Here is a 23,459-nt window from a genome sequence, read left to right on the forward strand (position 1 = left end):
GTGAGGGGCCGGGCCGGTCCGTCAGGCGGGCACGAGCGCGCAGCGCCGTACGACCTCGTCCAGGGAGAGTCCGAGCACCCCGGCCAGGGCGGCGACCGTGAAGAAGGCGGGGGTGGGCGCCCGGCCGGTCTCGATCTTCCGGAGGGTCTCGGCGGAGAGGCCCGCGCCGGCCGCGACCTCGACCATGCTGCGGCCTGCGCGTGCTTCGCGCAGCAGCGCGCCCAGGCGCTCGCCGCGCTCGCGCTCTTCGGGTGTCAGGGGAGTACGGACCATGCCCCCATCCTACCCCGGAGCCCAATAACTATCCCGGTAAACTTATACCGGTATAGTTATTGGCATGGTTCAACTCAAGACGGATCGAGCGATCGACGAGATGCGCGCCGCCGGCCGGGTGGTCGCCCACGCCCTGACAGCCGTACGCGGGGCGGCCCGGGTCGGGGTGTCCCTGCTGGAGCTGGACGCGGTGGCCCGCACGGTCCTGCGCGACGCGCGCGCCACCTCCCCCTTCCTCGGCTACCGGCCGCACTTCGCGCCGGTGCCCTTCCCCGGGGTGGTGTGCGCCTCGGTCAACGACGCGATCGTCCACGGGATCCCCGACGGCTACCGGCTGCGCGACGGCGACCTGGTCAGCATCGACTGCGGCGCCCGGCTGCGCGGCTGGGTCGGGGACGCCGCCGTCAGCTTCACTGTCGGCCGCCCCCGCCCCGCCGACCTGCGCCTCGTCGAGACCGCCGAACGGGCCCTGGCGGCCGGCATCGCCGCCGCCGTGCCCGGCAACCGGATCGGCGACATCGCCCACGCCATCGGCACCGTCTGCCGCTCCGCCGGCTACGGCATCCCCGAGGGCTTCGGCGGCCACGGCGTGGGCCGCAGCATGCACGAGGACCCGGGCGTCCCCAACGAGGGCCCGCCGGGGCACGGCATGAAGCTGCGCCCCGGCATGGTGATCGCGATCGAGCCGATGCTGATCGCGGGCGGTACGGACGACTACGCCTGCGACCCCGACGGCTGGACCCTGCGCACCACCGACGGCTCGCGCGCCGCCCACGCCGAACACACGGTCGCCATCACCGCCGCCGGCCCGAGGATCCTCACGGCGCTGTAGGAACCCGGGCCGGACACCCCGGCCGAAACGGCGGGAACGGCCGGGGCGGCCCGAGCGCTACGGCTTGCCGTGCGGGCGCACCACCATCGCCGAGCCGCCGCCCCGGCGGGTCGTCTCGGCCGCCGCCAGCCAGCGGCCGTCCGGCAGCCGCTGGACGCCGGTGGCGGCGCCGATCTCCGGGTTCTGCCGGAAGGCCTGCCCCAGGCCCTCCAGTTCGGTGCGCAGCGGGCTGTTCCACAGGCCCGGCTCCAGCTCGGTGGTGGTCTGGTTGCGCTGGCTGGCGCGCGGGGCCGCGATGGCGTCTACCAGGGGCAGGCCCCGGTCCAGGTGGCCGGTGAGGGTCTGCAGCACGGTGGTGATGATCGTGGCGCCGCCCGGGGAGCCGACCGCGAGGAGCGGACGGCCGTGCTCCAGGACGATGGTCGGGGACATGGAGGAGCGCGGGCGCTTGCCCGGCCCGGGCAGGTTCGGGTCGGGGACCCCGGGGGCCGCCGGGGCGAAGGAGAAGTCGGTCAGCTCGTTGTTGAGCAGGAAGCCCCGCCCCGGGACGGTGATGGCGCTGCCGCCGGTCGACTCGATGGTCAGGGTGTAGGAGACCACGTTGCCCCAGCGGTCGGCGACCGTCAGGTGGGTGGTGTTCTCCCCCTCGTAGGTGGTCGGGGCGGCCTCGCCCGTGGTGGCGCACGGGACGGGATTGCGGGGGTCGCCGGGGGCCAGCGGGCTGGTCAGCGTCCGGTCGGGCCTGATGAGGCAGGCGCGCGAGTCCGCGTACCGCTGCGAGAGCAGCTCGCGCGTGGGGACGGGCACGGCGGCGGGGTCGCCGACCCAGCGGCCCCGGTCGGCGAAGGCGATCCGGGACGCCTCGATGTACCGGTGCAGGTACTGCGCCGGGGACAGCTTCGACAGGTCGGTGCGCTCCAGGATGTTCAGCGCCTCCCCGACGGTGGTGCCGCCGGAGGAGGAGGGGGCCATGCTGTAGACGTCCAGGCCCCGGTAGGAGATCTGGGTCGGGGCCTGCCGCTTGGTCTCGTACGCGCGCAGGTCGGCCGTGGTCAGGTCGCCGGGGCGGACGTTGCGGGTGGCGGCCGGGTCGACGGGGGGCTTGCGGACGGTGTTGACGATGTCCTGGGCGATCGGGCCCCGGTAGAGCGCGCCGGTGCCCTTGCGGGCGAGTTCGGCGTAGGTGGCGGCGAGGTCCGGGTTCTTGAAGGTGGAACCGACGACGGGCAGCTGCCCGCCGGGCAGGAACAGCTCGCGGGTCGCGGGGAAGTCCTTGAAGCGGTCCTGGTTGGCCTCGGTCTGGGCGCGGAAGGTGCCGTCGACCTCGAAGCCGTCGCGGGCCAGTTTCTCGGCGGGGCGCAGGAGCTGGGCGAGGGGGCGGCTGCCCCAGGCGTCGAGGGCGCTCTTCCAGGTGGCGGGGGTGCCGGGGACGCCGACCGAGCGGCCGCTTGTCTGGCCCTCGGCGAAGGGGATGGGGGCGCCGTTCTCCTGGAACAGGGTCTCGGTGGCCGTGGCCGGGGCGGTCTCGCGGCCGTCGATGGTGTGCACCCGGCGCGAGGAGGCGTCGTAGTAGACGAAGTAGCCGCCCCCGCCGATCCCCGCCGAGTACGGTTCGGTGACCCCGAGCGCGGCGGCGGTGGCGATCGCCGCGTCCACGGCGTTGCCCCCGGCGCGCAGCACGGCGATGCCGGCGGCGGAGGCGTCGGCGTCGACGCTGGCGACGGCCCCGCCGTAACCGGCGGCGACGGGCACCTTGGGCGGGACGGGGAGCTGCGAGGGCGGGGCGGCGGCCCCGGTGGAGACGAGCGCCCCGGCGAGGGCTGCGAACGCTAACTGACGTGCGGCGGAAGCGCGCATCCGGTTCCTCCAGTCGACGGCCGGTCAGACCGGGGCCGGTCGTCGGAGCTGCTCCCGGCCCGGTGCTGCCCCGACGACGGGTCCCAGGCCCGGCAGCCTAGTCCGCCCCGCCCCCCGCGTCAGGAAGGCGGCGCGGCGGCTACCATCCGCCGCATGAACGACGACGTCCGCAACATTGTGCTCGGAGTGGTGGCCACCGCCCTCAGCGGTGGTTTCGGCTGGTTCACGCGGACGTACGTGTGGCGCCGCGCGCTCCGCCGCAAGCAGGCCTTCTTCGGGCTCCCGGCCGGCTCCGACTGCCTGTTCGTGGTGAACCGCCAGATGGGCGGCAAGGAATCCTCGCTGCACCGCAACGACGCCTTCGCGCTGCTGGAGATATCGTCCCTGATCAAGGACTGCGGGGCGACGGTGCAGATCGTCACCCACGAGGCGCGGCAGGGCTTCGGCGAGCGCGCCGAGTTCTGCGTCGGCGGTCCCTCGTCCAACTCCCGTACGGCGGCCCACCTCCACTCCCTGCTCCCCGGGGTCCGGGTCGAGGTGTCCTCCGAACCCGGCCCGGACCGGGGCATGATCACCGTCGGCGGGGAGGCGTACCGCTGGGAGCCGGGCCTGGTCGAGTACGTGCTGCTGGCGCGGCTCACGACGGAGCAGGGGTCGCGGCCGGTGTTCCTGCTCTCCGGGCAGACCGCCAACAGCAATCAGGCCGCGGCCCGTTACCTCGCCCGCAACCACCGGCAGCTGGCGCGCGACTACCGCGGGAAGTCCTTCTGCCTCATGCTGAAGGTGGTCAACTCCAACGCCTACGGGCCGGACGTGACCGAACTGGTCGCCGATGTCACCGTCGCGGCCCGGACACCCGCAGCGGCAGTCGCGTGATGCCGTTGATGAAGTTGGAGACCAGCCGGCGGGGCGGACCCGCGAGTTCCGGAGCGGGCATGGAGTCGCGCCACTCCTCGTAGAGGGTGCGCAGCTGGAGCCGGGCGAAGTGGGCGCCGAGGCAGACGTGCGGGCCGTCGCCGAAGGAGACGTGGGGGTTGGGGGCGCGGTGGAGGTCGAGCCGGTGCGGGTCGGTGAAGACCCGCTCGTCGTGGTTGGCGGAGGCGTGGAAGACCACCACCTTGTCCCCGGTCCGGATCGGGGCGCCGGCGAGCTCGGTGTCGCGGGCGGCGGTGCGGCGGAAGCTGAGCACGGGCGGGTGGACGCGCAGCAGTTCCTCGACGGCCCGGCCGGCCGGGGCGGTGCCGTCGGCGAGGCTCCGGTAGGCGTCGGGGTGGCGGGCCAGGGCCAGGAGGCCGCCCGGCGCCGCGCTCCGTACGGTGTCGTTGCCGGCGACGGTCAGCAGGAAGAAGAACATCTCCAGTTCGGCGGGCTCCAGTCCGGCCTGTGCGAGGGCGGTCATGACGTCGTCCCCGGGGTGGGCGCGCTTGTACGCGGCCAGTTCGCGGGCGTACCCGAACATCTCGCCGAGCAGCGCCGGGGAGCGCGGGTTGAGCGGCTTGCCGTCCCGGCCGAGGAGGGGCGCGGGCGCGTCCTCGGGGTCCTGGTAGCCGATGATCCGTACGGTCCACTCCAGCAGCAGGCCCCGGTCGGCGGGCGGGACGCCCAGCAGGTCGGTGAGGTTGAGCAGGGCGTATTCGTCGGTGACGGCGCGCACCACGTCGGCGGTCCCGTCCTCGGCGCCGTCCCGCGCGGCGGCGAGGAGGGTGCGGGCGCGTTCCCGGACCCGGTCCGCGAAGGCGTCGACGCGTGCGGGGGTGAAGGCGCGGGAGACCAGGCGGCGCAGCCTGCCGTGGCCCGGCGGGTCCTGGTTGAGCATGGTGCTGCGCAGGAACGGCAGGTCGGCGGGGTCGGGGTCGCGGATCTGGGTGGCGCCGAGCCAGGAGGAGTACGAGGCGTGGTCGCGCAGGACGCGGACGACGTCGGCGTGCCGGGTCACGGCCCAGAAGCCGGGGCCGGCGGGCCAGCCCTGGACCTCGGGCTCCTCCTGCCAGGCCACCGGGTGGCGGTCGCGGAGCAGGCGGTAGCGCTCGTGCGGGACGGCCTCGGCGTAGAGGCGGGGGTCGAAGACGTCGGGGATGCCGGGGGGCCGGGCGGCGCGTTCCATGGTCCACACGGTGGCGGGACACCGGGGCAGCCGCAAGGGGCCGTCGCCGGCCGGAGCCGAGGGGCCTCCCGGCCCCTCACCTCCCGGCCCCTCACCTCCCGGCCCTTCGAGCCCCTCCGCCCCCCGTTTCGCAGCGGGCCGCCTCCAGCGCCGTGTCCGAGCCGCGCAGCACCACGTCGAAGGCCGGGGCCAGGGTGGACAGGTCGCTGCACACGAGCTGGCGGCGGGCGACGGGATCCAGCCCGGCCACGGGGAAGGGGAACCGTGCCTCGACCCGGTCCCGGGCGGTAAAGCCGGCCCCGACCTCCGCGAGCCGCCGCTCGTCGACCGGGGGCAGCCTGGTGCCCAGTCCGGCCTCCAGTTCCGCGGCGCCGGGGCCGCTCGGCAGCCCCCTGAGGCTGCCGCGGGGGCCGTCGCGGGTGTGCTCGGGGTGTACTCCCGCTATCTGCGGACCTTCCGGCGCAGGGAGTCCAGCAGGTCGGTGATCTCCGCCAGGCGCAGCGGCCGGGCGAGGAGTACGACGACCAGGGCCAGCGCGGCGGTTCCCGCCGCCGCGGCGGCGAAGGCACCGAGGCCGCCGGCGGCCCGGGCGGCCCCGTAGGCGGCGGCGGCCGCGGGCAGGCAGGCGGCCAGCAGCCGCAGGTGGGTGCGCAGCGCCGTGGCGGTACGGCCGCCCGTGCGCGGCCCGAGCCGGCGGGAGAGGGCGTACGCGGTGACGGCGGCGCCCGCCGTGAAGGCGAGGGAGGTGGCGGCGGCCATGCCGGTGACGGCCCAGCGCGCCGGCAGCAGGAGGTAGGCGGCGTACGACAGTCCGGCGTTGCAGGCGACGATGACGAGGTTGAGGAAGAAGGGGGTCCGGGTGTCGGAGAGCGCGTAGAAGCCGCGCGCCAGCACGTACTGGGCGGAGAAGGCGACCAGGCCGGGGGCGAACGCGGTCAGCATGCCGGCCATGGCGGCGACCTCGGCGGCGGTGACCTTCCCGTACCCGGAGACGCAGTCCATCACCCAGGGGGCCAGCGCGGCGAAGAGCGCGGCGGCGGGCACCACGAGGGCGGCGCTGGAGCGCAGCGCGTACGAGACGTCCTCGCGGACGGCGCCGAGGTCCCCGTCGGCCGCGGCCGAGCTCATCCGGGGCATGAGGGCGGTGACCAGGGAGACGGTGATGATGCCCTGGGGGACGATCCACAGCTGGTAGGCGCTGGTGTAGGCGGCGTAGCCGAAGCCGCCGGCCCGGTGGCCGACGGTGGTGGAGAGGACGGTCACCACCCAGTAGGCGATCTGGTTGGTGAGGACGAGCAGGACCAGCCAGCCCGCGTTGCGCAGCGGGCGGGTGAGGCCGCTGCCGCGCCAGTCGAAGCGGGGGCGCCAGCGGAAGCGGGCGGCGCGCAGCGAGGGGACGAGGGCGAGCGCCTGGACGACGATGCCCGCGGTGGTGCCGATGCCCAGCAGCCGGGTGTCCGCGGTGCCGAGGGCGTCGCGGCCGCCGTGGGAGGTGTACAGGAAGAGGCCGAAGACGCCGATGATGACGAGGTTGTTGAGGACGGGGGTCCACATCATGGCGCCGAACCGGCCGCGCGCCCCGAGGACTTGGCCGAGCACGGTGAAGAGCCCGTAGAAGAGGATCTGCGGCAGGCAGAAGCGGGCCAGGGCGATGACGGTGCTCCGCTGGGCCGGTGTGTACGCCTCGGGGGTGTACGCGTCGACGATCAGCGGTGCGGCGAGGACGGCCGCGGCGGTGAGGGCGAGGAGCGCCACGGTGCAGGCGGTCAGCAGCCGGTCGGTGTACGCGGCCCCGCCGTCGCGGTGTTCCTTGGCGGCGCGCACCAGTTCGGGGACGAAGACGGCATTGAGGGCTCCGCCGACCAGCAGCATGTAGATGATGTTCGGGATGGTGTTGGCGACGGTGTAGCCGTCCCCGAGGAACCCGGCGCCGAGCGCGGCGAGGACCACGGCCGAACGGACGAAGCCGGTGGCGCGGGAGACGACGGAGCCGGCGGCCATCAGCGCTCCGCTGCGCAGCACCGAGGTCTTCGCCGGTGCCGGTGCGGCCACGGGCGCGGGGTCCGCCTCCCGGGCGCCGCCCGCCTCCGGGCGCGGTGGGGCCTGCTCGCGCGCCGCGCTGCCGGTGGATCCGTACATCGGGGTGTTTCTCCTTCGCCGGGCCGAAGATGGAGGGTATCCCGGCCGCCGGAGCGTCCCGTTACCGGGCGGCCGCGGTGAATTGGCGGGGGGCGGTAGGGACTTTTGGCCCCCCGCCGGGTGCGGAAGGTCCTTTTCCGGTTGCGGGGCCGCGGGTGGGTGAATTCCGGACGGCCGGTTTCCGCATCGGCCTTCCGGATGTGACCGGTTGGCAACGGTTCCGCTGCGGCACATGTCACAACCGCCTGGAGGAGATTTTTCGGGGAATGCGCAACCTGAAGTGGCCGCGTTCGCTCCTCATATGAGGACGACCGTTATTCCGGAGGGGTTTTCGTTGAGCCGTACACGCCGCACCGCACTTCCGCGCCGCCGCACCCGTCACGCGATACTGGCGGGCACCGCGCTGCTCACCCTGGCGCTGAGCGCCTGCGGAGGCGGTGGCTCCGGTGGGAACGGGGGCGGTGACGGCAAGGGGGCGGACCCGGAGAAGCGCCCGGACATGGCGATCTCGGTGAACCTCACGGGCGAGCAGGTCAAGGCGGGCGAGCCCGTCAGGGTGACCCTGGCCGACGGGAAGTTCTCGCTGGTGAAGGTGACGGACGGCAAGGGCGGGGAGCTGCCCGGGCAGATATCCGCCGACGGCCGGACCTGGACCTCGGAGCGCAACGCCTCCCCCGGCACCGATTACCGGGTCGAGGCGCAGAACACCGCCAGCCAGAGCGCGAGCACCCAGTTCAAGACCTCGCCCGCGGACAAGGTGAACAAGGTCTCCATCAACATCCCGAAGGGCAGCACGGTGGGCGTCGCGATGCCCGTCTCGCTCGTCTTCGACAATCCGGTGAAGAACAAGGCCGAGGTCGAGAAGCAGCTGAAGGTCACCAGCTCGAACGGTACCGAGGGTTCCTGGGGCTGGTTCAAGGACTATTCCGGCAAGGACCGGGTGGACTGGCGCCCGAAGGAGTACTGGAAGTCCGGCACGGACGTGAAGGTCGACATGAACCTGAACGGCGTGGACTCGGGTCCCGGCGGCGGCCTCTTCGCCCGCGATTACACCACCGAGTTCAAGATAGGCAAGGACCGCCGGATGGAGGTCAGCCTCGACACCAAGAAGATGACGGTGACCGAGGACGGCCAGGCGGTCAGGACGATCCCGGTCTCGGCGGGCACGCCCGGCGGCCAGAAGGCCTCCTGGTCCGGGAAGATGGTGCTGATGTCGAAGGAGGGCACCATCCGGATGGACTCCCAGACGGTGGGGCTGGGCGATTCCTACGACAAGATGGTCGACTACTCGATGCGGCTGACCTGGTCCGGCATGTACGCGCACGCCGCTCCGTGGAACGCCGCCAACTTCGGCCGCGCCAACAGCAGCTCGGGCTGCGTGGGCATGAGCGACGCCGACGCCAGGACCTTCTACGAGCGGGTCCAGGTCGGCGACCCCTTCGAGGTCGTCGGCAGCGGCTCCAAGGGCAACGCCGACCTCGGCAACGGGTACGGCGAGTGGAACCTGTCGTGGGACCAATGGAAGGCGAAGAGCGCCTTGGCCGGCGGCGGCTCCCAGCAGGGCTGACCAGGGGGAGGGCCCCTCCCGCAATTGTTACCGCTACGTAACTTACTCATGGGTTACCACGGGTAAGCCCCTCCCGTTACCGTCGGGTCACTTTCGGACACCGGCGCACGCGAGGAGCCACCGATGAGAACCCGCCCCACCACCGCGACGACGGTGGCCGCGCTGCTCGCGGCAGCCGTCCTGGGCCTGGCCCCCCACCAGGCCCAGGCGGCCCCCGCCGCCACCGCGTCACGCACGGACGCCTCCTCACAGGTGCGCTTCCACGACATCCCCGGCTCCGGCGGCATCACCCTCAAGGGAAACGTCTTCACCCCGGCCGGCGCCGAGCCCGGCCGGAAATATCCGCTGATCGTGCTCCCCACCAGCTGGGGCATGCCGCAGATCGAATACATCGCCCAGGCCAAGCAGCTCGCCGACTCCGGCTACGTCGTCGTCAGTTACACCTCCCGCGGCTTCTGGCTCTCCGGCGGACAGATCGAGACGGCCGGGCCGGCGGACATCGCCGACGTCTCCGCCGTCATCGACTGGGCCCTCGCCAACTCCCCCGCCGATCCCGGCCGCGTCGGCCTCGGCGGGGTCTCGTACGGCGCGGGCATCAGCCTGCTGGCCTCCGCGCACGACCCCCGGATCAAGGCGGTGGTCGCCCTCAGCGGATGGGCGGACCTCATCGAGTCCATCTACTCCGGCCGGACCCAGCACCTCCAGGCCGCCGGGATGCTGGGCGCCGCCGGCTACCTCACCGGCCGTCCCGGCCCCGAACTCCAGCGGATCCTCGGCGACTTCCTCGGATCGAAGCTGGAGAACGAGCAGGCGATGATCGAGTGGGGCCGCAAGCGCTCCGCCTCCGAGCAGGTGGACCGGATCAACGCCAACGGCGCCGCGATCATGCTGGGCAACGCCTGGGGCGACACCGTCTTCCCGCCCAACCAGTACGCGAAGTTCTTCGAGAGGCTCACCGGCCCCAAGCGCCTGGAGTTCCGCCCCGGAGACCACGCCACCGCCGAGGCCACCGGCCTGCTCGGCCTGCCCAACGACACCTGGACCAACGCCCACCGCTGGTTCGACCGCTACCTCAAGGGTGAGCGCAACGGGGTCGACACCGAGGCCCCGGTACAGATCAAGTCCCGCACCGCCGAAGGCTACGAGGGCTACGCCGACTGGGCGTCGGTCGGCTCCGGCGGCACCGAGAGGCTCCCCCTCGCCGACAGCGAGCACGTCTGGGCCAACGTCGACTCCGGCGCCAACGGCGGGATCCTCTTCCTCTCCAGCGTGCTCGACCAGTTCGCGAAGGCGCCGCCGACCGCTTCGGTCCCCCTGCTCCCCCGCGCCTTCGCCGCCGTCTGGCAGTCACCGCGCTACGAGGAGGAGCGCCGGATCCGCGGCACCGTGCGCCTGCACACCACCGTCACGCCCACCAAGGGCGACGGCACCTTCGTCGCCTACCTCTACGACGTCGGCCCGCTCGGCGTCGGCAAGCTCGTCAGCAACGCCCCGTACACCTTCCACGGGAAGACCCCCGGCCAGTCCTTCGGGGTCGACCTGGACCTCTTCTCCACCGCCTACGACGTGCCCCGGGGCCACCGGCTCGCGCTCGTCGTCGACACGGTCGACCCCCTCTACATCGAGCACAACCCCACCGGCGCGCAGCTGACCTTCTCCTCGCCGGGCACCGATCCCTCGTACGTCTCGGTGCCGCTGCGCGAGCAGTGATCCGCGGCTGCCGCCGGTGGGGTCCCCCCACGCCCCCGGGCGTGGGGGGAGGAGGGCTCCGGGCCTACCTCCCCGGCAGCACCGTGCCCGGTTCGGCGGGGGCGACCTCGACGGCCCGGGTCTTCGGGTTGCGCCGCTCCCGCCGCGCCACCCACGTGGCGAACCAGGACAGCAGCATGCACATCCCGATGTAGATCGGCGAGATGATCAGCACGACGGGGATGAACGGCAGGTCGTAGTCCAGGTTCGAGGCGATCAGCTTGCCGGCGTGCAGGAACTCCTCGTAGGTGATCAGGAAGCCGAGCGAGGTGTCCTTCAGGGCCACCACCAGCTGGCTGATGATCGTGGGCAGCATCGCGCGGACCGCCTGCGGGGCGAGGACGAAGGTCATCACCTGCGTCTTGCGCATCCCGAGCGCGTACGCCGCCTCGCGCTGACCCCTCTCCACGGAGTTGATGCCCGAGCGGAAGACCTCGGCGAGCACCGATCCGTTGTAGAGGGTCAGCCCGGCCACCAGCGCGGGCAGGGGCTGGACCTTCAGCGCCACGAAGATGAAGAAGATCATCACCAGGACCGGCATGGCCCGGAAGAACTCCACGCACAGCGTCGCCAGCCAGCGCACCGGCCGGTGCGCCGAGAGGCGGCCGGTGGCGAGCACGGCGCCGAGGGCGAGCGAGAGCACCGAGGCGTACGCGAAGGCCTTCAGGGTGTTCCCGAGCCCCTCCAGCAGCAGCTCCTGGATGCCCTCGTACGCGAAGGGCCGCCACTTGGCGGTGGTGAACTGGTCGGTGTCGAAGAGCAGGTAGAGGAGCCAGGCCAGCAGGGCGAGGATCACCGCCGTCGAGGCGATCCCGTAGAAGAAGTGGCGGCGCCGGGCCCGGGGCCCGGGCAGGTCGTAGAGGGCGGTGGACCCCAGGTCCCCGTGCAGCGCGTGCGCGGTCATCGGGCGACTCCGTAGCGCTTCTCCAGCACGTTGAAGAGCGCGCTGATGGACAGGGTGATGATCAGGTAGCCGACGGCGATCCAGACGAAGGTCCAGATGATGCTGTAGCCCAGCTCGTTGAGGTTCTTGTACGTGCCGAGCAGCTCGGTGACGCTGAAGGCGCCGGCGATCGCGGAGTTCTTCGCGAGCGCGATCAGGGTCGAGCCGATGGGCGGGATGACGGACCGGAAGGCCTGCGGGAGCACCACCGTGCCCAGGGTCTGCCCGAAGGACATGCCCAGGCTGCGCGCCGCCTCACCCTGCCCCTTGGGCACGGTGTTGATGCCGGAGCGCAGTGCCTCGCAGATGAAGGCGGAGGTGTAGCAGCCGAGCGCGAGGACGGCGAAGAGCTGGAAGGGCAGGACCAGCCCGAAGCGGGGCAGCCCGAGGAGCACGGCGAAGAAGAGCAGGGTGAGCGGGGTGTTGCGCAGCACGGTCACCCAGACCGTGCCGAAGACGCGGAAGGAGCCGACGGGCGCGACGCGGAAGGAGGCCATCAGGAAGCCGAGGACCAGGGCGAGGAGCGAGGCGTAGAGGGTCAGCTCGACCGTGCCGAGGAAGCCCTTGCCGTAGAGCGCGAAGTTCTCGGTGAGTACGTCCATGGAGGTGTGCTCTCCCCTCAGCCCGCCGGGTAGCGGTCGATGGCGGGCGGCTTGGGGGCGGGCCGGCCGGAGAGGCCGAGCGTGGCCTCGTAGGCCTTCTTCCAGGAGCCGTTCTTCTCGTGCGCGGCCAGCGCGTCGTCGAGGGCGAAGCGCAGGGCGTTGTCACTGCGGGGGACGCCGATGCCGTAGGGCTCCTCGGAGAAGGGCTCGCCGACGACCTTGAGCTCCTCGGGGACCTTCGCGGCGTAGCCGAGGAGGATGGAGTCGTCGGTCGAGACGGCGTCGACCTGGTAGGTCAGCAGGTTGTCGACGCAGACCGAGTAGGTGTCGTAGGCGACGAGGACGGCCTTGGGGAACTCCCGCTGGAGCCGCTGGTAGGGGGTGGAGCCGGCGGCCGAGCAGACCTTCTTGCCGTCGAGGTCCTCGGGGCCCTTGATGTCCTTCTCCTTCCTGCGGACGAGCAGTGACTGGCCGGCCATGAAGTAGGGGCCGGCGAAGCCGACCTGCTTCTTGCGGTTGTCGTTGATCGTGTAGGTGCCCACGTAGTAGTCGATCTGGCCGTTCTGCAGGGCGGTCTCGCGGTTGGCGGAAGCGATCGTCCTGAACTCGATGGTCTTGGGGTCGAAGCCGAGCGAGGCCGACATCATCTTGGCGATCTCGATGTCGAAGCCCGAGTAACGGCCGGTCGCGGGGTCCTTCTCCCCCATGTAGGGCTGGTCCTCCTTGACGCCGACCACGAGGTGGCCGCGTTTCCTCGCCTTCTCCCAGGTGCGGGACCGGGGCAGCGAGAAGCCGGTGTCGACCTGGTAGACGGGCAGGTCCTCGGGCTGGGGGCCCTTGACCGGGGGGCTGCCGGACGTGCCGCAGCCGGCGGCGGCGAGGAGGAGGGCGGCGGCCAGGGCGAGTGCGCGCAGGGTGTGCTTCATCGGGGCGCCCGTCAGTGCTTGAGGATCTTGGAGAGGAAGTCCCTGGCCCGGTCGCTCTCGGGGGCGGTGAAGAAGGCCTCCGGGGTGCGGTCCTCCACGATCCGGCCGTCGGCCATGAAGACGACGCGGTTCGCGGCGGAGCGGGCGAAGCCCATCTCGTGGGTGACCACGACCATGGTCATCCCGTCCCGGGCGAGCTGCTGCATGACCTCCAGCACCTCGTTGATCATCTCCGGGTCGAGGGCGGAGGTCGGCTCGTCGAAGAGCAGTGCCTTGGGGTTCATGGCGAGCGCGCGGGCGATGGCCACGCGCTGCTGCTGGCCGCCGGAGAGCTGGGCGGGGTACTTGTCCGCCTGACTGGCGAGGCCCACCCGGTCCAGGAGTTCCCGGGAGCGCTTGTCGGCCTCTTCCTTCTTGCGCTTCCTGACCTTGATCTGGGCGAGCGAGACGTTGGCCAGGACGGTCTTGTGCGCGAAAAGGTTGAAGGACTGGAAGACCATGCCGACCTCGGCCCGCAGGGCCGCCAGTTCCTTGCCCTCGTCGGGCAGCGGCCGCCCGTCGAGGGTGATGGTGCCGGACTGGATGGTCTCCAGCCGGTTGATGGTGCGGCAGAGGGTGGATTTGCCGGACCCGGAGGGCCCGATGATCACCACCACTTCGCCGCGGCCGACGGTGAGGTCGATGTCCTGGAGGACGTGCAACTTCCCGTAGTACTTATTGACGTCCCGCAGCTCGATCAACGGATCGACGGCCATGCGCTGCCCTGCCCACTTGTCGGTGTGTCGAGGTCAGCGCAAACTATCCAGCGGTCGAAGGGGACTTCACCTCGACACGCTTAAAAGGCACATAAAGTACATTGGCCTTTATTCAGCCTTCGGAGGCCTCGGCGTAGGCCTGACTGAGCTCGGGGGACCCGGTCACCGCCCAGGACAGCCCCGATTCGATGACGTTGAGCTCCCGCCCCGAGGCCAGCCGGATCACCGGCTGGCCGTTGGGCCAGACCTGCCAGCCGGCACCCGGCAGACTGCGCACGATCACGGTCCCGAAGTAGAACCCGGCGTCGTTGCCCAGCCAGGGCACCGCCTCGGGATCCCGGCGCCAGCGCGGCATCAGCTGGTCCAGGGCCTCCAATGAGGCCGGGGTGTGGTCGAGTTCCAGCCCGGCCGCCCTCGCCTGGGACCGCAGCATCTCGCACTCCGCGAACAGCTCCGCGACGCCCTCGGGATCATCCACCAGGGCGGCGGCGAGCCCCGCACCCTGTTCCGTTTCGTGCCGGTTCAGCCAGTTGGCCAGGAAAGGGATGTTCATACCGACCACCCTGACACCCGGATCCCCCGCTGGCCACAGGGCGCGCCTTGATCCCTCCGCCTTCTGGACCTCCGGGCCGGCGGCCTTCTAGACGTCCAGGTCGACGACGACCGGGGCGTGGTCGGAGGCGCCCTTGCCCTTGCGCTCCTCGCGGTCGACGTAGGCGTCCTTGACCGCCTTCGCGAAGGGCTCGTTCCCGTACACCAGGTCGATGCGCATGCCCCGGTTCTTGGGGAAGGCGAGCTGGCGGTAGTCCCAGAAGGTGTACGGGCGGTCGTACTTCAGGGCGCGCGGCATGACGTCGGAGAGCCCGGCGACCCGCAGCGCCTCCAGGGCGGCCCGCTCTGCGGGGGTGACATGGGTGAGGCCCGCGAAGACCGCGGGGTCGTACACGTCCTCGTCGGTCGGCGCCACGTTGAAGTCGCCGAGCACCGCGAAGGGGCGGACGCCCGCCGCGTCCTCGGCGATGGCGGTGGCCAGGGCGCCGAACCACTTCAGCTTGTAGCCGTAGTGGTCGTGCTCGACCTCGCGGCCGTTGGGCACGTACACCGACCAGACGCGCACCCCGCCGCAGGTGGCGGAGATGGCGCGGGGCTCCTGCACGCCCTCGTAGTCGGGGCCGCCGGGCAGCCCCATGACCACGTCCTCCAGGCCGACGCGGGAGAGCAGGGCGACGCCGTTCCACCGGCCGGTGGCGTTGACGGCCGACTCGTACCCCAGCTCGCGCAGCTCGGCGGCGGGGAACTGCTCCACGGAGCACTTGGTCTCCTGGACGCAGAGCACGTCCGTGCCGGAGCTCTCCAGCCAGGCCAGCAGGCGCGGCAGCCGGGCGGTGATCGAGTTGACGTTGTACGTGGCGATACGCATGTACACCAACCTACCGCCCGGCACCGACAGTCAGACCACGGCGCTCTCACCTGCGCCGAGACGGCCGTGCGGGGCTCCGCCGAAGTTGTCCAGGACCATGTCGTAGACCGGCCGGGCGACGTCCGCGAGGTAGGCGTCGTGGATGTCGATCGCCCGGGCGGGCTTGACCTCGCGGACGTAGTCGATCACTTCGGCGATCTTGTTCCAGGGCGCGTGCACCGGCAGCATCAGCGTCTCCACCGGGGCGTCCGGCACGGTCAGGGCGTCCCCGGGGTGGAAGAGGGAGCCCTCGACGAGGTAGCCGACGTTGGTGACCCTCGGCATGTCGGGGTGGATCACGGCGTGCAGTTCGCCGTGGACCTGGACCTCGAACCCGGCGGCGGTGAAGGCGTCGCCGTGACCCACGGTGTGCACCCGGCCCGGGTAGGCGGCGGCCATCCGGTCCGCGACGCTGCGCAGGGTCCACAGGGCTGCGGCCGGGTTCGCGTCGAGCGCCGCGCGCAGCCGGCCCTCGTCGAAGTGGTCGGGGTGCTCGTGGGTGACCAGCAGGGCGTCCGCCCCGAGGCCCGCGTCCGGTTCGCTGAACGCGCCCGGGTCGATGACGAGCACGCGCCCGTCCTTCTCCAACTGGACGCAGGAATGCAGCCGTTTGGTGAGCTTCATGATCCCACCATAGGCCGTGTCCGGAGGCGGTCTAGGGAACGGCGGTGGAGACCACGTACACGCGGGGAGCGGCCGGATTGGTGGAGTCGACCGTGATGTCCCGGGTGGGGCGCGGGTCCTGCGCCTCCAGGGTGACCCCCGACCAGGTGTGCTGCGGGCTCCAGCTCCAGCCGGCGACCGCGGCGTCGCGGTCGGAGACGGACACGCCGGGGGTCAGTGCCTCCCTGCTGGTCCCGGCGTCGGCCAGGAAGGCGTCCAGCTGCGCGGGGGTCACCTGGAACTGGACGTACAGCCGGCTGGTGCGCCAGTTGTTGGTCTCCAGGTAGCCGACGTGGGAGGCCATCAGCGGGATGGGCACCTCGTAGATGCTGCGCTGCACCCGGGAGGGCCAGTCGGTGCGCACCTTGACCGCGCCGACCCGGGCGGCCTTGTCCCTGCCGCTCTGGCGGCTCTGCTGGGCCGAGACGAACAGGTAGCCCGCCGGGACGCCGATGAGCAGCAGGATGATGATCGCGGTGACCCAGCGGCGCCGTACGGTGCGGCGGCGGTCCTCGCGCTCCTCGGGAGTGGGCGGCCGGTCGCCTCCTCCTTCGGGGGAGGCGGCCTGGCGGGGCAGGGAGGGCGGTGTCACTGCGGTTCCTGATCCTTGGGGTCCGTGGGGCCCGCGGCGCCGCGCCGGCCGAGCTGCGCGTAGCGCTCGTGCCGCTCGACGCGCCGGCGCGTGGCGCGGCGGAAGCGGCGGGCGACGAGCCGGGCGAGGTCGGCGGCGCCGACCATGCCGGCCTCGGGGCCGAGCTGGGCCTTGGCGATGCGGGCCTCGGGGCGGTAGCCGCGGCCGGTGAGGTGGCGGCGGAAGGCGTCCCGGGCGGGGCCGATGAGCAGGTCGTCGGCGGCGCTGACGCCGCCGCCGATGACGAAGCAGGAGGGGTCCAGGGCGGCCGCGAGGTTGGCGATGCCCACGCCGAGCCACTGGCCGATGTCCTGAAGCAGCTCGACGCACATGGCGTCGCCCTCGCGGGCCAGCTCGGTGATAAGGGGACCGGTGATCTCGTGGACGTTCCCGCCGACCCTGGCGATGATGTTGTACGCGACCGGGGAGTCGGCGGCGGCCAGCTCGCGGGCCTCGCGGACCAGGGCGTTGCCGGAGCTGTACTGCTCCCAGCAGCCGCGGTTGCCGCAGGGGCAGCGGTGTCCGCCGGGGACGACCTGCATGTGCCCGAACTCGCCGGCCACGCCGTAGCGGCCGCGCTTGACCTGGCCGTCCTCCAGGATGGCCCCGCCGATGCCGGTGCCCAGGGTGATCATGACGAGGTGGTCCTCGCCCCGGCCGGCGCCGAAGCGCCATTCGGCCCAGGCGGCGGTGTTGGCGTCGTTGTCCACCATGACGGGGACCGCGAGCCGGGACTGGAGGGCGTCGCGCAGCGGTTCGTCGCGCCAGGCCAGGTGGGGGGCGAACAGGACGCGGGAGCGGTCGGCGTCGACCCAGCCCGCGGCCCCGATGCCGACGGCGTGCACGTCGTGCCGGTCGGAGAGGTCGAGGACCAGCTCGACGATGGTGTCCTCGACGACCTTGGGGCTCTTGGACTTGTCCGGGGTCTCGGTACGGATCTTCTCCAGGATGACCCCGTCGGCGTCGACCACGCCGGCCATCACCTTGGTGCCGCCGATGTCGATGCCGACGGTCGGGACGCGCGGGGCGGTGCGCAGCGAGCGGCGCTCGCGGGTCCCGACGGTCCGCAGGACGGTGCCCCGCGCCGCCCCCCGGTGGGCGAGCGTGAAGTCCCGGTACGTGCTCATCGAGTCGTTTCGTCCCTGTCGGTGGCCGGAGCGGAGGGGGCGGTCGCCCCTGATTCTGCCACCCGCTCCAGCTCGTGGCTCAGCTCCTCCAGCTCCGAGCCGCCGGCCATCTGCCGGGTGAGCTCGTCCAGGGTGATCGAGTCGCGGTCGTGGCTGCCCGCCATGGCGCCCCGCTTGAGGAGGACGAAGCGGTCGCCGACCAGGTAGGCGTGGTGCGGGTTGTGGGTGATCAGAACCACCCCGAGGCCCGCGTCGCGGGCGGCGGCGACGTACTTGAGGACCACGCCGGACTGCTTCACGCCGAGGGCGGCGGTGGGCTCGTCCAGTACGAGGACCTTGGCGCCGAAGTACACGGCGCGGGCGATGGCCACGCACTGCCGCTCGCCGCCGGAGAGGGTGCCGATCGGCTGGTCGACGTCGCGCAGGTCGATGCCCATGCGCAGCAGCTCGGTGCGGGTGGTCTCGCGCATGAGCTCCACGTCGAGGCGGCGGAAGGGGCCGCGGCCCTTGGTGGGCTCGGAGCCGAGGAAGAAGTTGCGCCACACCGGCATGAGGGGGACGACGGCCAGGTCCTGGTAGACGGTGGCGATGCCGCGGTCGAGGGCGGCTCGGGGGTTGGCGAGCTCCGTTTCCTCGCCCTCGATCGCGAAGCTGCCGGCGTCGTGCCGGTGCAGCCCAGCGATGATCTTGATGAGGGTGGATTTGCCGGCCCCGTTGTCGCCGAGCACGCAGGTGATCTCGCCGGCCGACACCTCCAAAGAGACGCCCTGGAGGGCGCGGATGTTGCCGTAGTACTTGCTGACGTCCGTCAGCTTCACCAGCGCGGTCACTTCGCCTCCGCCCGCTTGCGGACCCATGCGTTCAGCAGTGTGGCGAGCAGCAGCATGGCGCCCAGGAAGAATTTGAACCAGTCCGGGTTCCACTGCGCGTAGACGATGCCGTTGCTGGTCATGCCGAAGATGAAGGCGCCGACGGCCGATCCGATCGCGGAGCCGTAGCCGCCGGTCATCAGACAGCCGCCGATGACGGCCGCGATGATGTAGAGGAACTCGTTGCCGACGCCCTCGCCGGACTGGACGACGTCGAAGGAGAAGAGGATGTGCTGCCCGGAGATCCAGGCGCACAGGGCGACGCCCATGTAGAGGCCGATCCGGGTCTTGACGACCGGGACGCCGGTGGCGCGGGCCGCGTCGGCACCGCCGCCCACGGCGAAGATCCAGTTCCCGGCGCGGGTGCGCAGCAGGATCCAGGTGGCGACGGCGACCAGGGCCAGCCACCACAGGATGGTGACCTTGAGGGTGACCGAGCCGATGTTCCACTGTGAGGCGAACAGGGCCCGGGCGGAGGAGAAGCCCTCCATGTCGGCGATGGTCTTGGTGGAGACCGAGCCGCTGATCAGCTTGGTGAAGCCGAGGTTCAGGCCGGTCAGCATGAGGAAGGTGCCGAGCGTGATGATGAAGCTGGGCAGCCGGGTGCGGGTCAGCATGAACCCGTTGAAGAAGCCGATGGCCAGGGTGACCAGCAGGGAGACGAGGACGCCGACCCAGACGTTGGCGGTCATCTGGTAGCTGAACATCGAGCTGAACAGGGCCGACGTGGTGACCATGACGCCCGCGGACAGGTCGAACTCGCCGCCGATCATCAGGAGGGCGACCGGGACCGCCATGATCCCGATGGTGGAGGCCGAGTACAGGACCGTGCTGAGGCTGGAGGGCTTCAGGAAGCTGTCCGCGGCGAAGCAGAAGAAGACGAAGACCGCGGCGGCGCCGACGACCGCGCCCAGCTCGGGGCGGCCCAGCAGCCGGCGGACGTACGAGGCCGGCGCGAGGCGTTCGTCCACGGCCGGGGCGGCGGGGGTGCTCATCGGCTGCCCCGCTTGATGTACTCCTCCAGCTCGGCGGCCTCGGCGCCGGTGACGATCTGCGGGCCGGTCAGCACGGGGCGGCCGCCGCCGAGGACGTCCGCGTTGTAGCGGTGGAGCCACAGCAGGTCCACGGCCTCGTAGCCCTGGAGGTAGGGCTGCTGGTCCACCGCGAAGCCGAGGGTGCCGGACTTCAGGTCGCGGGCGACGGACTCGTTGAGGTCGAAGGTGTCCACCTCGGCCTTGCTCCCCGCCGCGTCCTTCGCCTTGACGGCGGTGGGGGCGAAGGGCGCGCCGAGGGTGACGATGGAGTCGACGGCGGGGTCCGCCTGGAGCTTGGCCTGGACGGCGGCCTGCACGGACGGCATGTTGGTGCCTTCGACGTACAGGTTCTCCATGACCCCGCCGGACGTGGCGAAGGTCTTCTTCGCCCCGGCGCAGCGCTGCTCGTGGCCGACGTTGCCCTGCTCGTGCAGGACGCAGACGGCCTTCTTCCGGCCCCGCTTCGCCAGCTCGGTGCCCACGGCCTCGCCCGCGATCTGCTCGTCCTGCCCGATGTGGGTGAGCGCCCCGTACTCGGCCGACTGGGCGGAACCGGAATTGACCGTGATCACCGGGATGCCGGCCTTGACGGCCTTGCCGACGACGTCCTTGAGGGCCTCGGGCTTGGCGAGGCTGACGATGATCCCGTCGACCTTCTGGTCGATGGCGTTCTGCACGAACTGGGCCTGCTGCTGCGCCTGGTCGTCGTGCGAGTAGACGAAGTTGATGTTGTCCTTCGCCGCGGCCTCCTTGGCGCCCTTCTGGACGATGTCCCAGAAGGTGTCGCCGTCGCCCGCGTGGGTGATCATCGCGAAGGTCCAGCGCGGCGTGGACACGGCGGGCCGGCCCGCCTCCGCGGCCTTCGCCCGTTCCTCGGCGCGCTTGCCGCCCGTGCTGCTGCAGCCGGCGAGGGAGGCCCCCAGTACCGCCGCGAGCACGGCGCCGACGACGCGTACCCCTGTCCGAACCCTAGCCACGTCCCCGTGCCCTTCCCTCGTCCGTCATCAATCGGTCATTCCGGCTTCAGCCGCCCAGTATCCGCCACAGTGGACCATGAAGGGTCATCGGGGCAGGCGCGGGCAGATTGACAGGTCCCCCGTACGGGGTCACGTTGAGTGCATGCGCATCGGGCTCATCGGAACGGGCCGGATCGGTTCCTTCCACGCGGCCGCACTGGCCCGCCACCCGGACGCCGGCTCGCTGCTGCTGGCCGACGCCGACCCGGGGCGGGCGTCGCGGCTCGCGGACCGGCTGGGGGCCACCGCCGCGCCGACGGTCGACCAGGTCTTCACCTGGGGCGTGGACGCCGTCGTGGTGGCCTGTGCCACGGAGGGCCACGCCGACCTGGTGGTACGGGCGGCGCGCGGCGGGCTGCCGGTGTTCTGCGAGAAGCCGCTGGCCCCGGACCTGGCCCGCACCCTGGCGGCGCTGCGCGAGGTGGGGGCCGTCGGCGGGGTGCTCCAGGTCGGTTTCATGCGCCGCTTCGACGCGGGCTACCGGACCGCGCGCGAGCTGGTCCGGTCGGGTGCCCTGGGGCGGCTGCACACGGTGCGCACGATGACCGCCGATCCGGCTCCGCCGCCGGCCGGGTACCTGGCGGTTTCCGGGGGCCTGTACCGGGACTGTCTGGTGCACGACTTCGACATCGTCCGGTGGGTGACCGGGCGCGAGGTGGCCGAGGTGTACGCGGCCGGCTCGGACGGGGGTCCGGCCCGGTTCCGCGAGACGGGGGACATCGACACGGCGGCGGCCGTCCTGACGCTGGACGACGGAACCCTGGTCACCAGCACCGGCACCCGCTGCAACGGCGCGGGGTACGACGTGCGGATGGAGCTGGCCGGGGAGCTGGACCAGGTCTCCTCCGGGCTGGACGACCGCACGCCGATCGCCTCGACGGAGCCGCACGGCCCGCCCCCGGCGAGCAAGCCGTGGACCGGCTTCCTGGAGCGGTTCGGGCCCGCGTACGAGGCCGAGCTGGCGGCTTTCGTACGGCTGGTGCGCGGCGAGGGGGGCAATCCCTGCGACGGGTTCCAGGCGCTCGCCGCGTTCCGCGTGGCCGAGGCGTGCGAGCGCTCCCGGCGCGAGCGCCGCCCCGTACGGCTGGAGGAGCTCCCGGACCTGTAGGGCGGACGCGCTGGCGGGCATGCGGGCCACAGTAGGGCCCGTGATCAAGCCCGCAGGAGCCGTATACCGGCCATTCGGCGCGTCGCCCGGCCGGTGCGGTGGGGGCGGTCAGCCCGCCGTGCGGCGCCCCCAGGCGGTACCTGCGAGGACGAGCGCCGCGCCTGCGAGGCCCGCGGCCCCGAGGTGCTCGCCGCCGATGGCGATGCCCGCGGAGGCCGCCCACAGCGGTTCGGTGCCGAGGAGCAGGCTGACGCGGGAGGGCGAGGTGCGGCGTACCGCCCACATCTGCACGAAGAAGGCGAAGAGGGTGCAGAAGACGGAGAGGAAGACGAGCCCGGCCCATTCGGCGGGCCCGAACCCGGCGGCCGTGGCCCAGGGGCCGTCGCCGGTGCCGGGCACGAGCGTCAGCAGCGCGAAGACCAGGACGGCGCCGCCGAGCTGGACGGTGGTCAGGGACAGCGGGTCGGCGTCCTGGACGGCCTTGATCCGCGCCATCAGCAGGACGTGCGCGGTGCGGGCCAGGGCGGCGCCGAGGATCAGCAGGTCGCCCGTGCCGGGCACGGTGAACCCGGCACCCTGCGTGAGCAGTACGACCCCCGCGACCGAGACGGCGGCGGCCCCGAGGAAGCCGGCCGACGGCGCCCGGCGGCGTACGGCGGACTCCGCCAGCGGGGTGAAGATCATGGTCAGGCTGATGATCAGACCGGCGTTGGTGGCGGAGGTGTGCACCACCCCGTAGGTCTCCAGCAGGAAGATCCCGCCGAGTACGAGTCCCAGCGCCGCGCCGCCGCGCAGCTGGGCGGGGCTCAGCGCGCGCAGCCGCCGGTGGCCGGCGAGGACGAGGGCGGGCAGCACCAGCGCGAAGCGCAGCACGAGGACCGCGATCACGGTGTGCGTGGTGGTGATGCCCTTGGCGGCGAGGTAGCTGCCGCCCCAGACGACGGCGACGAGCAGTACGGGCAGGTCCGCGAGCCAGGCGCGGCGGGGGGCGAGCGTGGGCGCGGGGGCGGCGAGGGTGGACACCGGGGCGGCTCCGACGGCGTGAAGGGCGTGGAGACGGCGGCGGCTCGCACGGGTGCGCGCCCACGGTAACCGTCCCCATCTTGCCGGTCGACCGGAAATCCCGGTATCCGGACGCTCCGCCGCCCGCGCCCGGGCTCAGTCCTCGAAGGTGCCGAACGAGGCGCGCCCCGTGGGGCGGTAGGTGTGGATGGCGGTGCCGCTGCCGGTGGTGCGGGAGCCGGTCAGCGCGAAGGCCGTGGGCAGCCCGCCGGTGGGGAACAGACGGCGGCCCGCGCCGAGGAAGACGGGGAAGACCAGCAGGTTCAGTTCGTCGACGAGGTCGCGCGCCAGCAGCCACTGGGCGAGCCGGCCGCTGCCGTGCACCTGGAGCTCCCCGTCCAGGGCGTCCTTGACGCGGACGACCTCCGACTGGAGCTGCTCCCCGTCGATCACCGTGGCGGGGCCCCAGGCCGGGTCCTTGAGGGTGGTCGAGGCGACGTACTTCGGCAGCCGGTTGAGCTTGTCCGGGACCGGGTCGGCCGGGTCGTCGTGCTGCGGCCAGTACGAGGCGAAGATCTCGTAGGTCCGGCGCCCGAGGAGGAAGGCCCCGGCGCGGCCGAAGAGCTCGTTCACGAACTCCCCCATGCCCTCGTCGGCGAAGGGCACGAGCCAGCCGCCGTACTCGAACCCGCCGCTGCGGTCCTCGTCGGGCCCGCCGGGGGCCTGCATCACTCCGTCGAGGGTCAGGAAGGTGGTGAGGGTCAGCTTGCCCATGGCTCGGCGCTCCTTGTGTCGGTGGCTGG

Annotated in this window: 24 protein-coding genes; 5 read left to right on the forward strand and 19 right to left on the reverse strand. The window is 72.2% G+C overall.

Translation table 11 applies throughout. The features are described from left to right. Positions 1 to 21 precede the first annotated feature (21 nt). Positions 22 to 273, reverse strand: coding sequence for a helix-turn-helix transcriptional regulator (locus ACFY7H_RS26900; RefSeq protein WP_361603255.1), 252 nt, complete (start codon positions 271 to 273; stop codon positions 22 to 24). 64 nt (positions 274 to 337) lie between these two features. On the opposite strand from ACFY7H_RS26900, the gene map reads away from it, so the two are divergent. Continuing rightward, the gene (gene map / locus ACFY7H_RS26905; RefSeq protein ID WP_388942779.1) at positions 338 to 1,105 is read left to right on the forward strand and encodes a type I methionyl aminopeptidase; all 768 of its coding nucleotides are present in this window, start codon (positions 338 to 340) and stop codon (positions 1,103 to 1,105) included. A gap of 57 nt (positions 1,106 to 1,162) precedes the next feature. On the opposite strand, the gene ggt is transcribed toward map, so the two are convergent. Next, positions 1,163 to 2,962 carry a gamma-glutamyltransferase gene (ggt, locus tag ACFY7H_RS26910; RefSeq protein WP_388942781.1) on the reverse strand — a complete coding sequence of 600 codons (1,800 nt, stop codon included), beginning with the start codon at positions 2,960 to 2,962 and terminating at the stop codon, positions 1,163 to 1,165. Positions 2,963 to 3,115: 153 nt separating this feature from the next. Here ggt and ACFY7H_RS26915 point away from each other — a divergent pair, with 153 nt between their 5' ends. After that, the gene (locus ACFY7H_RS26915) at positions 3,116 to 3,838 is read left to right on the forward strand and encodes a hypothetical protein (protein ID WP_388942784.1); all 723 of its coding nucleotides are present in this window, start codon (positions 3,116 to 3,118) and stop codon (positions 3,836 to 3,838) included. Here ACFY7H_RS26915 and ACFY7H_RS26920 read toward each other — a convergent pair. The 3 genes from ACFY7H_RS26920 to murJ form a co-directional block, all read right to left on the reverse strand. Next, positions 3,798 to 5,066 (reverse strand): cytochrome P450, encoded by a 1,269-nt coding sequence (locus ACFY7H_RS26920; RefSeq protein ID WP_388942787.1) that lies wholly within the window; start codon positions 5,064 to 5,066, stop codon positions 3,798 to 3,800. The genes ACFY7H_RS26915 and ACFY7H_RS26920 overlap by 41 nt on opposite strands. Positions 5,067 to 5,157: 91 nt before the next feature. Next, complete coding sequence (locus tag ACFY7H_RS26925) at positions 5,158 to 5,316, reverse strand: hypothetical protein (protein ID WP_388942789.1); 159 nt, start codon at positions 5,314 to 5,316, stop codon at positions 5,158 to 5,160. Positions 5,317 to 5,507: 191 nt separating this feature from the next. Continuing rightward, complete coding sequence (gene murJ / locus ACFY7H_RS26930) at positions 5,508 to 7,205, reverse strand: murein biosynthesis integral membrane protein MurJ (protein ID WP_388942792.1); 1,698 nt, start codon at positions 7,203 to 7,205, stop codon at positions 5,508 to 5,510. 301 nt (positions 7,206 to 7,506) lie between these two features. On the opposite strand from murJ, the gene ACFY7H_RS26935 reads away from it, so the two are divergent. Next, positions 7,507 to 8,772 (forward strand): Ig-like domain-containing protein, encoded by a 1,266-nt coding sequence (locus ACFY7H_RS26935; protein WP_388942795.1) that lies wholly within the window; start codon positions 7,507 to 7,509, stop codon positions 8,770 to 8,772. A gap of 123 nt (positions 8,773 to 8,895) precedes the next feature. Continuing rightward, positions 8,896 to 10,482: a CocE/NonD family hydrolase gene (locus ACFY7H_RS26940; protein WP_388942798.1), complete on the forward strand. Its 1,587-nt coding sequence runs from the start codon at positions 8,896 to 8,898 to the stop codon at positions 10,480 to 10,482. 64 nt (positions 10,483 to 10,546) lie between these two features. Here the strand turns inward: ACFY7H_RS26940 and ACFY7H_RS26945 are convergent, their stop codons facing one another. The 12 genes from ACFY7H_RS26945 to ACFY7H_RS27000 form a co-directional block, all read right to left on the reverse strand. Beyond that, on the reverse strand, positions 10,547 to 11,425 hold the full coding sequence (locus ACFY7H_RS26945; RefSeq protein ID WP_388942800.1) for an amino acid ABC transporter permease: 879 nt from the start codon (positions 11,423 to 11,425) through the stop codon (positions 10,547 to 10,549). Next, a complete protein-coding gene (locus ACFY7H_RS26950) occupies positions 11,422 to 12,066 on the reverse strand; it encodes an amino acid ABC transporter permease (RefSeq protein ID WP_388942803.1) in 645 nt (214 codons plus the stop codon). Before ACFY7H_RS26950 ends, ACFY7H_RS26945 begins: the two co-directional genes overlap by 4 nt. A 17-nt stretch (positions 12,067 to 12,083) precedes the next feature. After that, positions 12,084 to 12,992 (reverse strand): glutamate ABC transporter substrate-binding protein, encoded by a 909-nt coding sequence (locus ACFY7H_RS26955; protein ID WP_388942806.1) that lies wholly within the window; start codon positions 12,990 to 12,992, stop codon positions 12,084 to 12,086. A gap of 11 nt (positions 12,993 to 13,003) precedes the next feature. Continuing rightward, entirely contained in the window at positions 13,004 to 13,747 is a 744-nt protein-coding gene (locus ACFY7H_RS26960; protein ID WP_388942809.1) for an amino acid ABC transporter ATP-binding protein, read from the reverse strand. A gap of 112 nt (positions 13,748 to 13,859) precedes the next feature. Continuing rightward, complete coding sequence (locus ACFY7H_RS26965) at positions 13,860 to 14,300, reverse strand: DUF6278 family protein (RefSeq protein WP_388942812.1); 441 nt, start codon at positions 14,298 to 14,300, stop codon at positions 13,860 to 13,862. 87 nt (positions 14,301 to 14,387) lie between these two features. Next, positions 14,388 to 15,167: an exodeoxyribonuclease III gene (locus tag ACFY7H_RS26970; RefSeq protein ID WP_388942815.1), complete on the reverse strand. Its 780-nt coding sequence runs from the start codon at positions 15,165 to 15,167 to the stop codon at positions 14,388 to 14,390. A gap of 30 nt (positions 15,168 to 15,197) precedes the next feature. After that, positions 15,198 to 15,830: an MBL fold metallo-hydrolase gene (locus ACFY7H_RS26975; protein ID WP_388942817.1), complete on the reverse strand. Its 633-nt coding sequence runs from the start codon at positions 15,828 to 15,830 to the stop codon at positions 15,198 to 15,200. A 31-nt stretch (positions 15,831 to 15,861) separates the two neighbouring features. Then, positions 15,862 to 16,461, reverse strand: a complete 600-nt coding sequence (locus ACFY7H_RS26980; RefSeq protein WP_388942820.1) for a hypothetical protein — start codon at positions 16,459 to 16,461, stop codon at positions 15,862 to 15,864. After that, a complete protein-coding gene (locus ACFY7H_RS26985; protein WP_388942822.1) occupies positions 16,458 to 17,627 on the reverse strand; it encodes an ROK family glucokinase in 1,170 nt (389 codons plus the stop codon). Before ACFY7H_RS26985 ends, ACFY7H_RS26980 begins: the two co-directional genes overlap by 4 nt. Continuing rightward, positions 17,624 to 18,484 carry an ATP-binding cassette domain-containing protein gene (locus ACFY7H_RS26990; RefSeq protein WP_388942825.1) on the reverse strand — a complete coding sequence of 287 codons (861 nt, stop codon included), beginning with the start codon at positions 18,482 to 18,484 and terminating at the stop codon, positions 17,624 to 17,626. The genes ACFY7H_RS26985 and ACFY7H_RS26990 overlap by 4 nt, the downstream gene beginning before the upstream one ends. After that, positions 18,454 to 19,491: an ABC transporter permease gene (locus tag ACFY7H_RS26995; protein WP_388942828.1), complete on the reverse strand. Its 1,038-nt coding sequence runs from the start codon at positions 19,489 to 19,491 to the stop codon at positions 18,454 to 18,456. Before ACFY7H_RS26995 ends, ACFY7H_RS26990 begins: the two co-directional genes overlap by 31 nt. Further along, the gene (locus ACFY7H_RS27000; RefSeq protein ID WP_388942831.1) at positions 19,488 to 20,507 is read right to left on the reverse strand and encodes a sugar ABC transporter substrate-binding protein; all 1,020 of its coding nucleotides are present in this window, start codon (positions 20,505 to 20,507) and stop codon (positions 19,488 to 19,490) included. Before ACFY7H_RS27000 ends, ACFY7H_RS26995 begins: the two co-directional genes overlap by 4 nt. Before the next feature lie 142 nt (positions 20,508 to 20,649). On the opposite strand from ACFY7H_RS27000, the gene ACFY7H_RS27005 reads away from it, so the two are divergent. Next, on the forward strand, positions 20,650 to 21,654 hold the full coding sequence (locus ACFY7H_RS27005) for a Gfo/Idh/MocA family oxidoreductase (RefSeq protein ID WP_388942834.1): 1,005 nt from the start codon (positions 20,650 to 20,652) through the stop codon (positions 21,652 to 21,654). Positions 21,655 to 21,762: 108 nt separating this feature from the next. On the opposite strand, the gene ACFY7H_RS27010 is transcribed toward ACFY7H_RS27005, so the two are convergent. Together ACFY7H_RS27010 and ACFY7H_RS27015 are read right to left on the reverse strand one after the other, a co-directional pair. Beyond that, positions 21,763 to 22,677, reverse strand: a complete 915-nt coding sequence (locus ACFY7H_RS27010; protein WP_388942836.1) for a DMT family transporter — start codon at positions 22,675 to 22,677, stop codon at positions 21,763 to 21,765. A gap of 135 nt (positions 22,678 to 22,812) precedes the next feature. Next, on the reverse strand, positions 22,813 to 23,430 hold the full coding sequence (locus ACFY7H_RS27015; protein WP_388942839.1) for a dihydrofolate reductase family protein: 618 nt from the start codon (positions 23,428 to 23,430) through the stop codon (positions 22,813 to 22,815). Positions 23,431 to 23,459: the final 29 nt, after the last annotated feature.

The sequence above is a fragment of the Streptomyces sp. NPDC012794 genome (assembly GCF_042901085.1).
Taxonomy (GTDB): Bacteria; Actinomycetota; Actinomycetes; order Streptomycetales; family Streptomycetaceae; genus Streptomyces.

Bases quoted from the DNA above. Each gene is read 5' to 3' on its own strand.
- ACFY7H_RS26950 (WP_388942803.1), bottom strand. From the start codon at position 12,066: ATGGACGTACTCACCGAGAACTTCGCGCTCTACGGCAAGGGCTTCCTC.
- ACFY7H_RS27015 (WP_388942839.1), bottom strand. From the start codon at position 23,430: ATGGGCAAGCTGACCCTCACCACCTTCCTGACCCTCGACGGAGTGATG.
- ACFY7H_RS26965 (WP_388942812.1), bottom strand. From the start codon at position 14,300: ATGAACATCCCTTTCCTGGCCAACTGGCTGAACCGGCACGAAACGGAA.
- murJ (WP_388942792.1), bottom strand. From the start codon at position 7,205: ATGTACGGATCCACCGGCAGCGCGGCGCGCGAGCAGGCCCCACCGCGC.
- ACFY7H_RS26985 (WP_388942822.1), bottom strand. From the start codon at position 17,627: ATGAGCACGTACCGGGACTTCACGCTCGCCCACCGGGGGGCGGCGCGG.
- ACFY7H_RS26900 (WP_361603255.1), bottom strand. From the start codon at position 273: ATGGTCCGTACTCCCCTGACACCCGAAGAGCGCGAGCGCGGCGAGCGC.
- ACFY7H_RS26920 (WP_388942787.1), bottom strand. From the start codon at position 5,066: ATGGAACGCGCCGCCCGGCCCCCCGGCATCCCCGACGTCTTCGACCCC.
- ggt (WP_388942781.1), bottom strand. From the start codon at position 2,962: ATGCGCGCTTCCGCCGCACGTCAGTTAGCGTTCGCAGCCCTCGCCGGG.
- ACFY7H_RS26935 (WP_388942795.1), top strand. From the start codon at position 7,507: ATGAGGACGACCGTTATTCCGGAGGGGTTTTCGTTGAGCCGTACACGC.
- ACFY7H_RS26945 (WP_388942800.1), bottom strand. From the start codon at position 11,425: ATGACCGCGCACGCGCTGCACGGGGACCTGGGGTCCACCGCCCTCTAC.
- ACFY7H_RS26915 (WP_388942784.1), top strand. From the start codon at position 3,116: ATGAACGACGACGTCCGCAACATTGTGCTCGGAGTGGTGGCCACCGCC.
- ACFY7H_RS26990 (WP_388942825.1), bottom strand. From the start codon at position 18,484: ATGGGTCCGCAAGCGGGCGGAGGCGAAGTGACCGCGCTGGTGAAGCTG.
- map (WP_388942779.1), top strand. From the start codon at position 338: ATGGTTCAACTCAAGACGGATCGAGCGATCGACGAGATGCGCGCCGCC.
- ACFY7H_RS27005 (WP_388942834.1), top strand. From the start codon at position 20,650: ATGCGCATCGGGCTCATCGGAACGGGCCGGATCGGTTCCTTCCACGCG.
- ACFY7H_RS26960 (WP_388942809.1), bottom strand. From the start codon at position 13,747: ATGGCCGTCGATCCGTTGATCGAGCTGCGGGACGTCAATAAGTACTAC.
- ACFY7H_RS26975 (WP_388942817.1), bottom strand. From the start codon at position 15,830: ATGAAGCTCACCAAACGGCTGCATTCCTGCGTCCAGTTGGAGAAGGAC.
- ACFY7H_RS26995 (WP_388942828.1), bottom strand. From the start codon at position 19,491: ATGAGCACCCCCGCCGCCCCGGCCGTGGACGAACGCCTCGCGCCGGCC.
- ACFY7H_RS26955 (WP_388942806.1), bottom strand. From the start codon at position 12,992: ATGAAGCACACCCTGCGCGCACTCGCCCTGGCCGCCGCCCTCCTCCTC.
- ACFY7H_RS26970 (WP_388942815.1), bottom strand. From the start codon at position 15,167: ATGCGTATCGCCACGTACAACGTCAACTCGATCACCGCCCGGCTGCCG.
- ACFY7H_RS26940 (WP_388942798.1), top strand. From the start codon at position 8,896: ATGAGAACCCGCCCCACCACCGCGACGACGGTGGCCGCGCTGCTCGCG.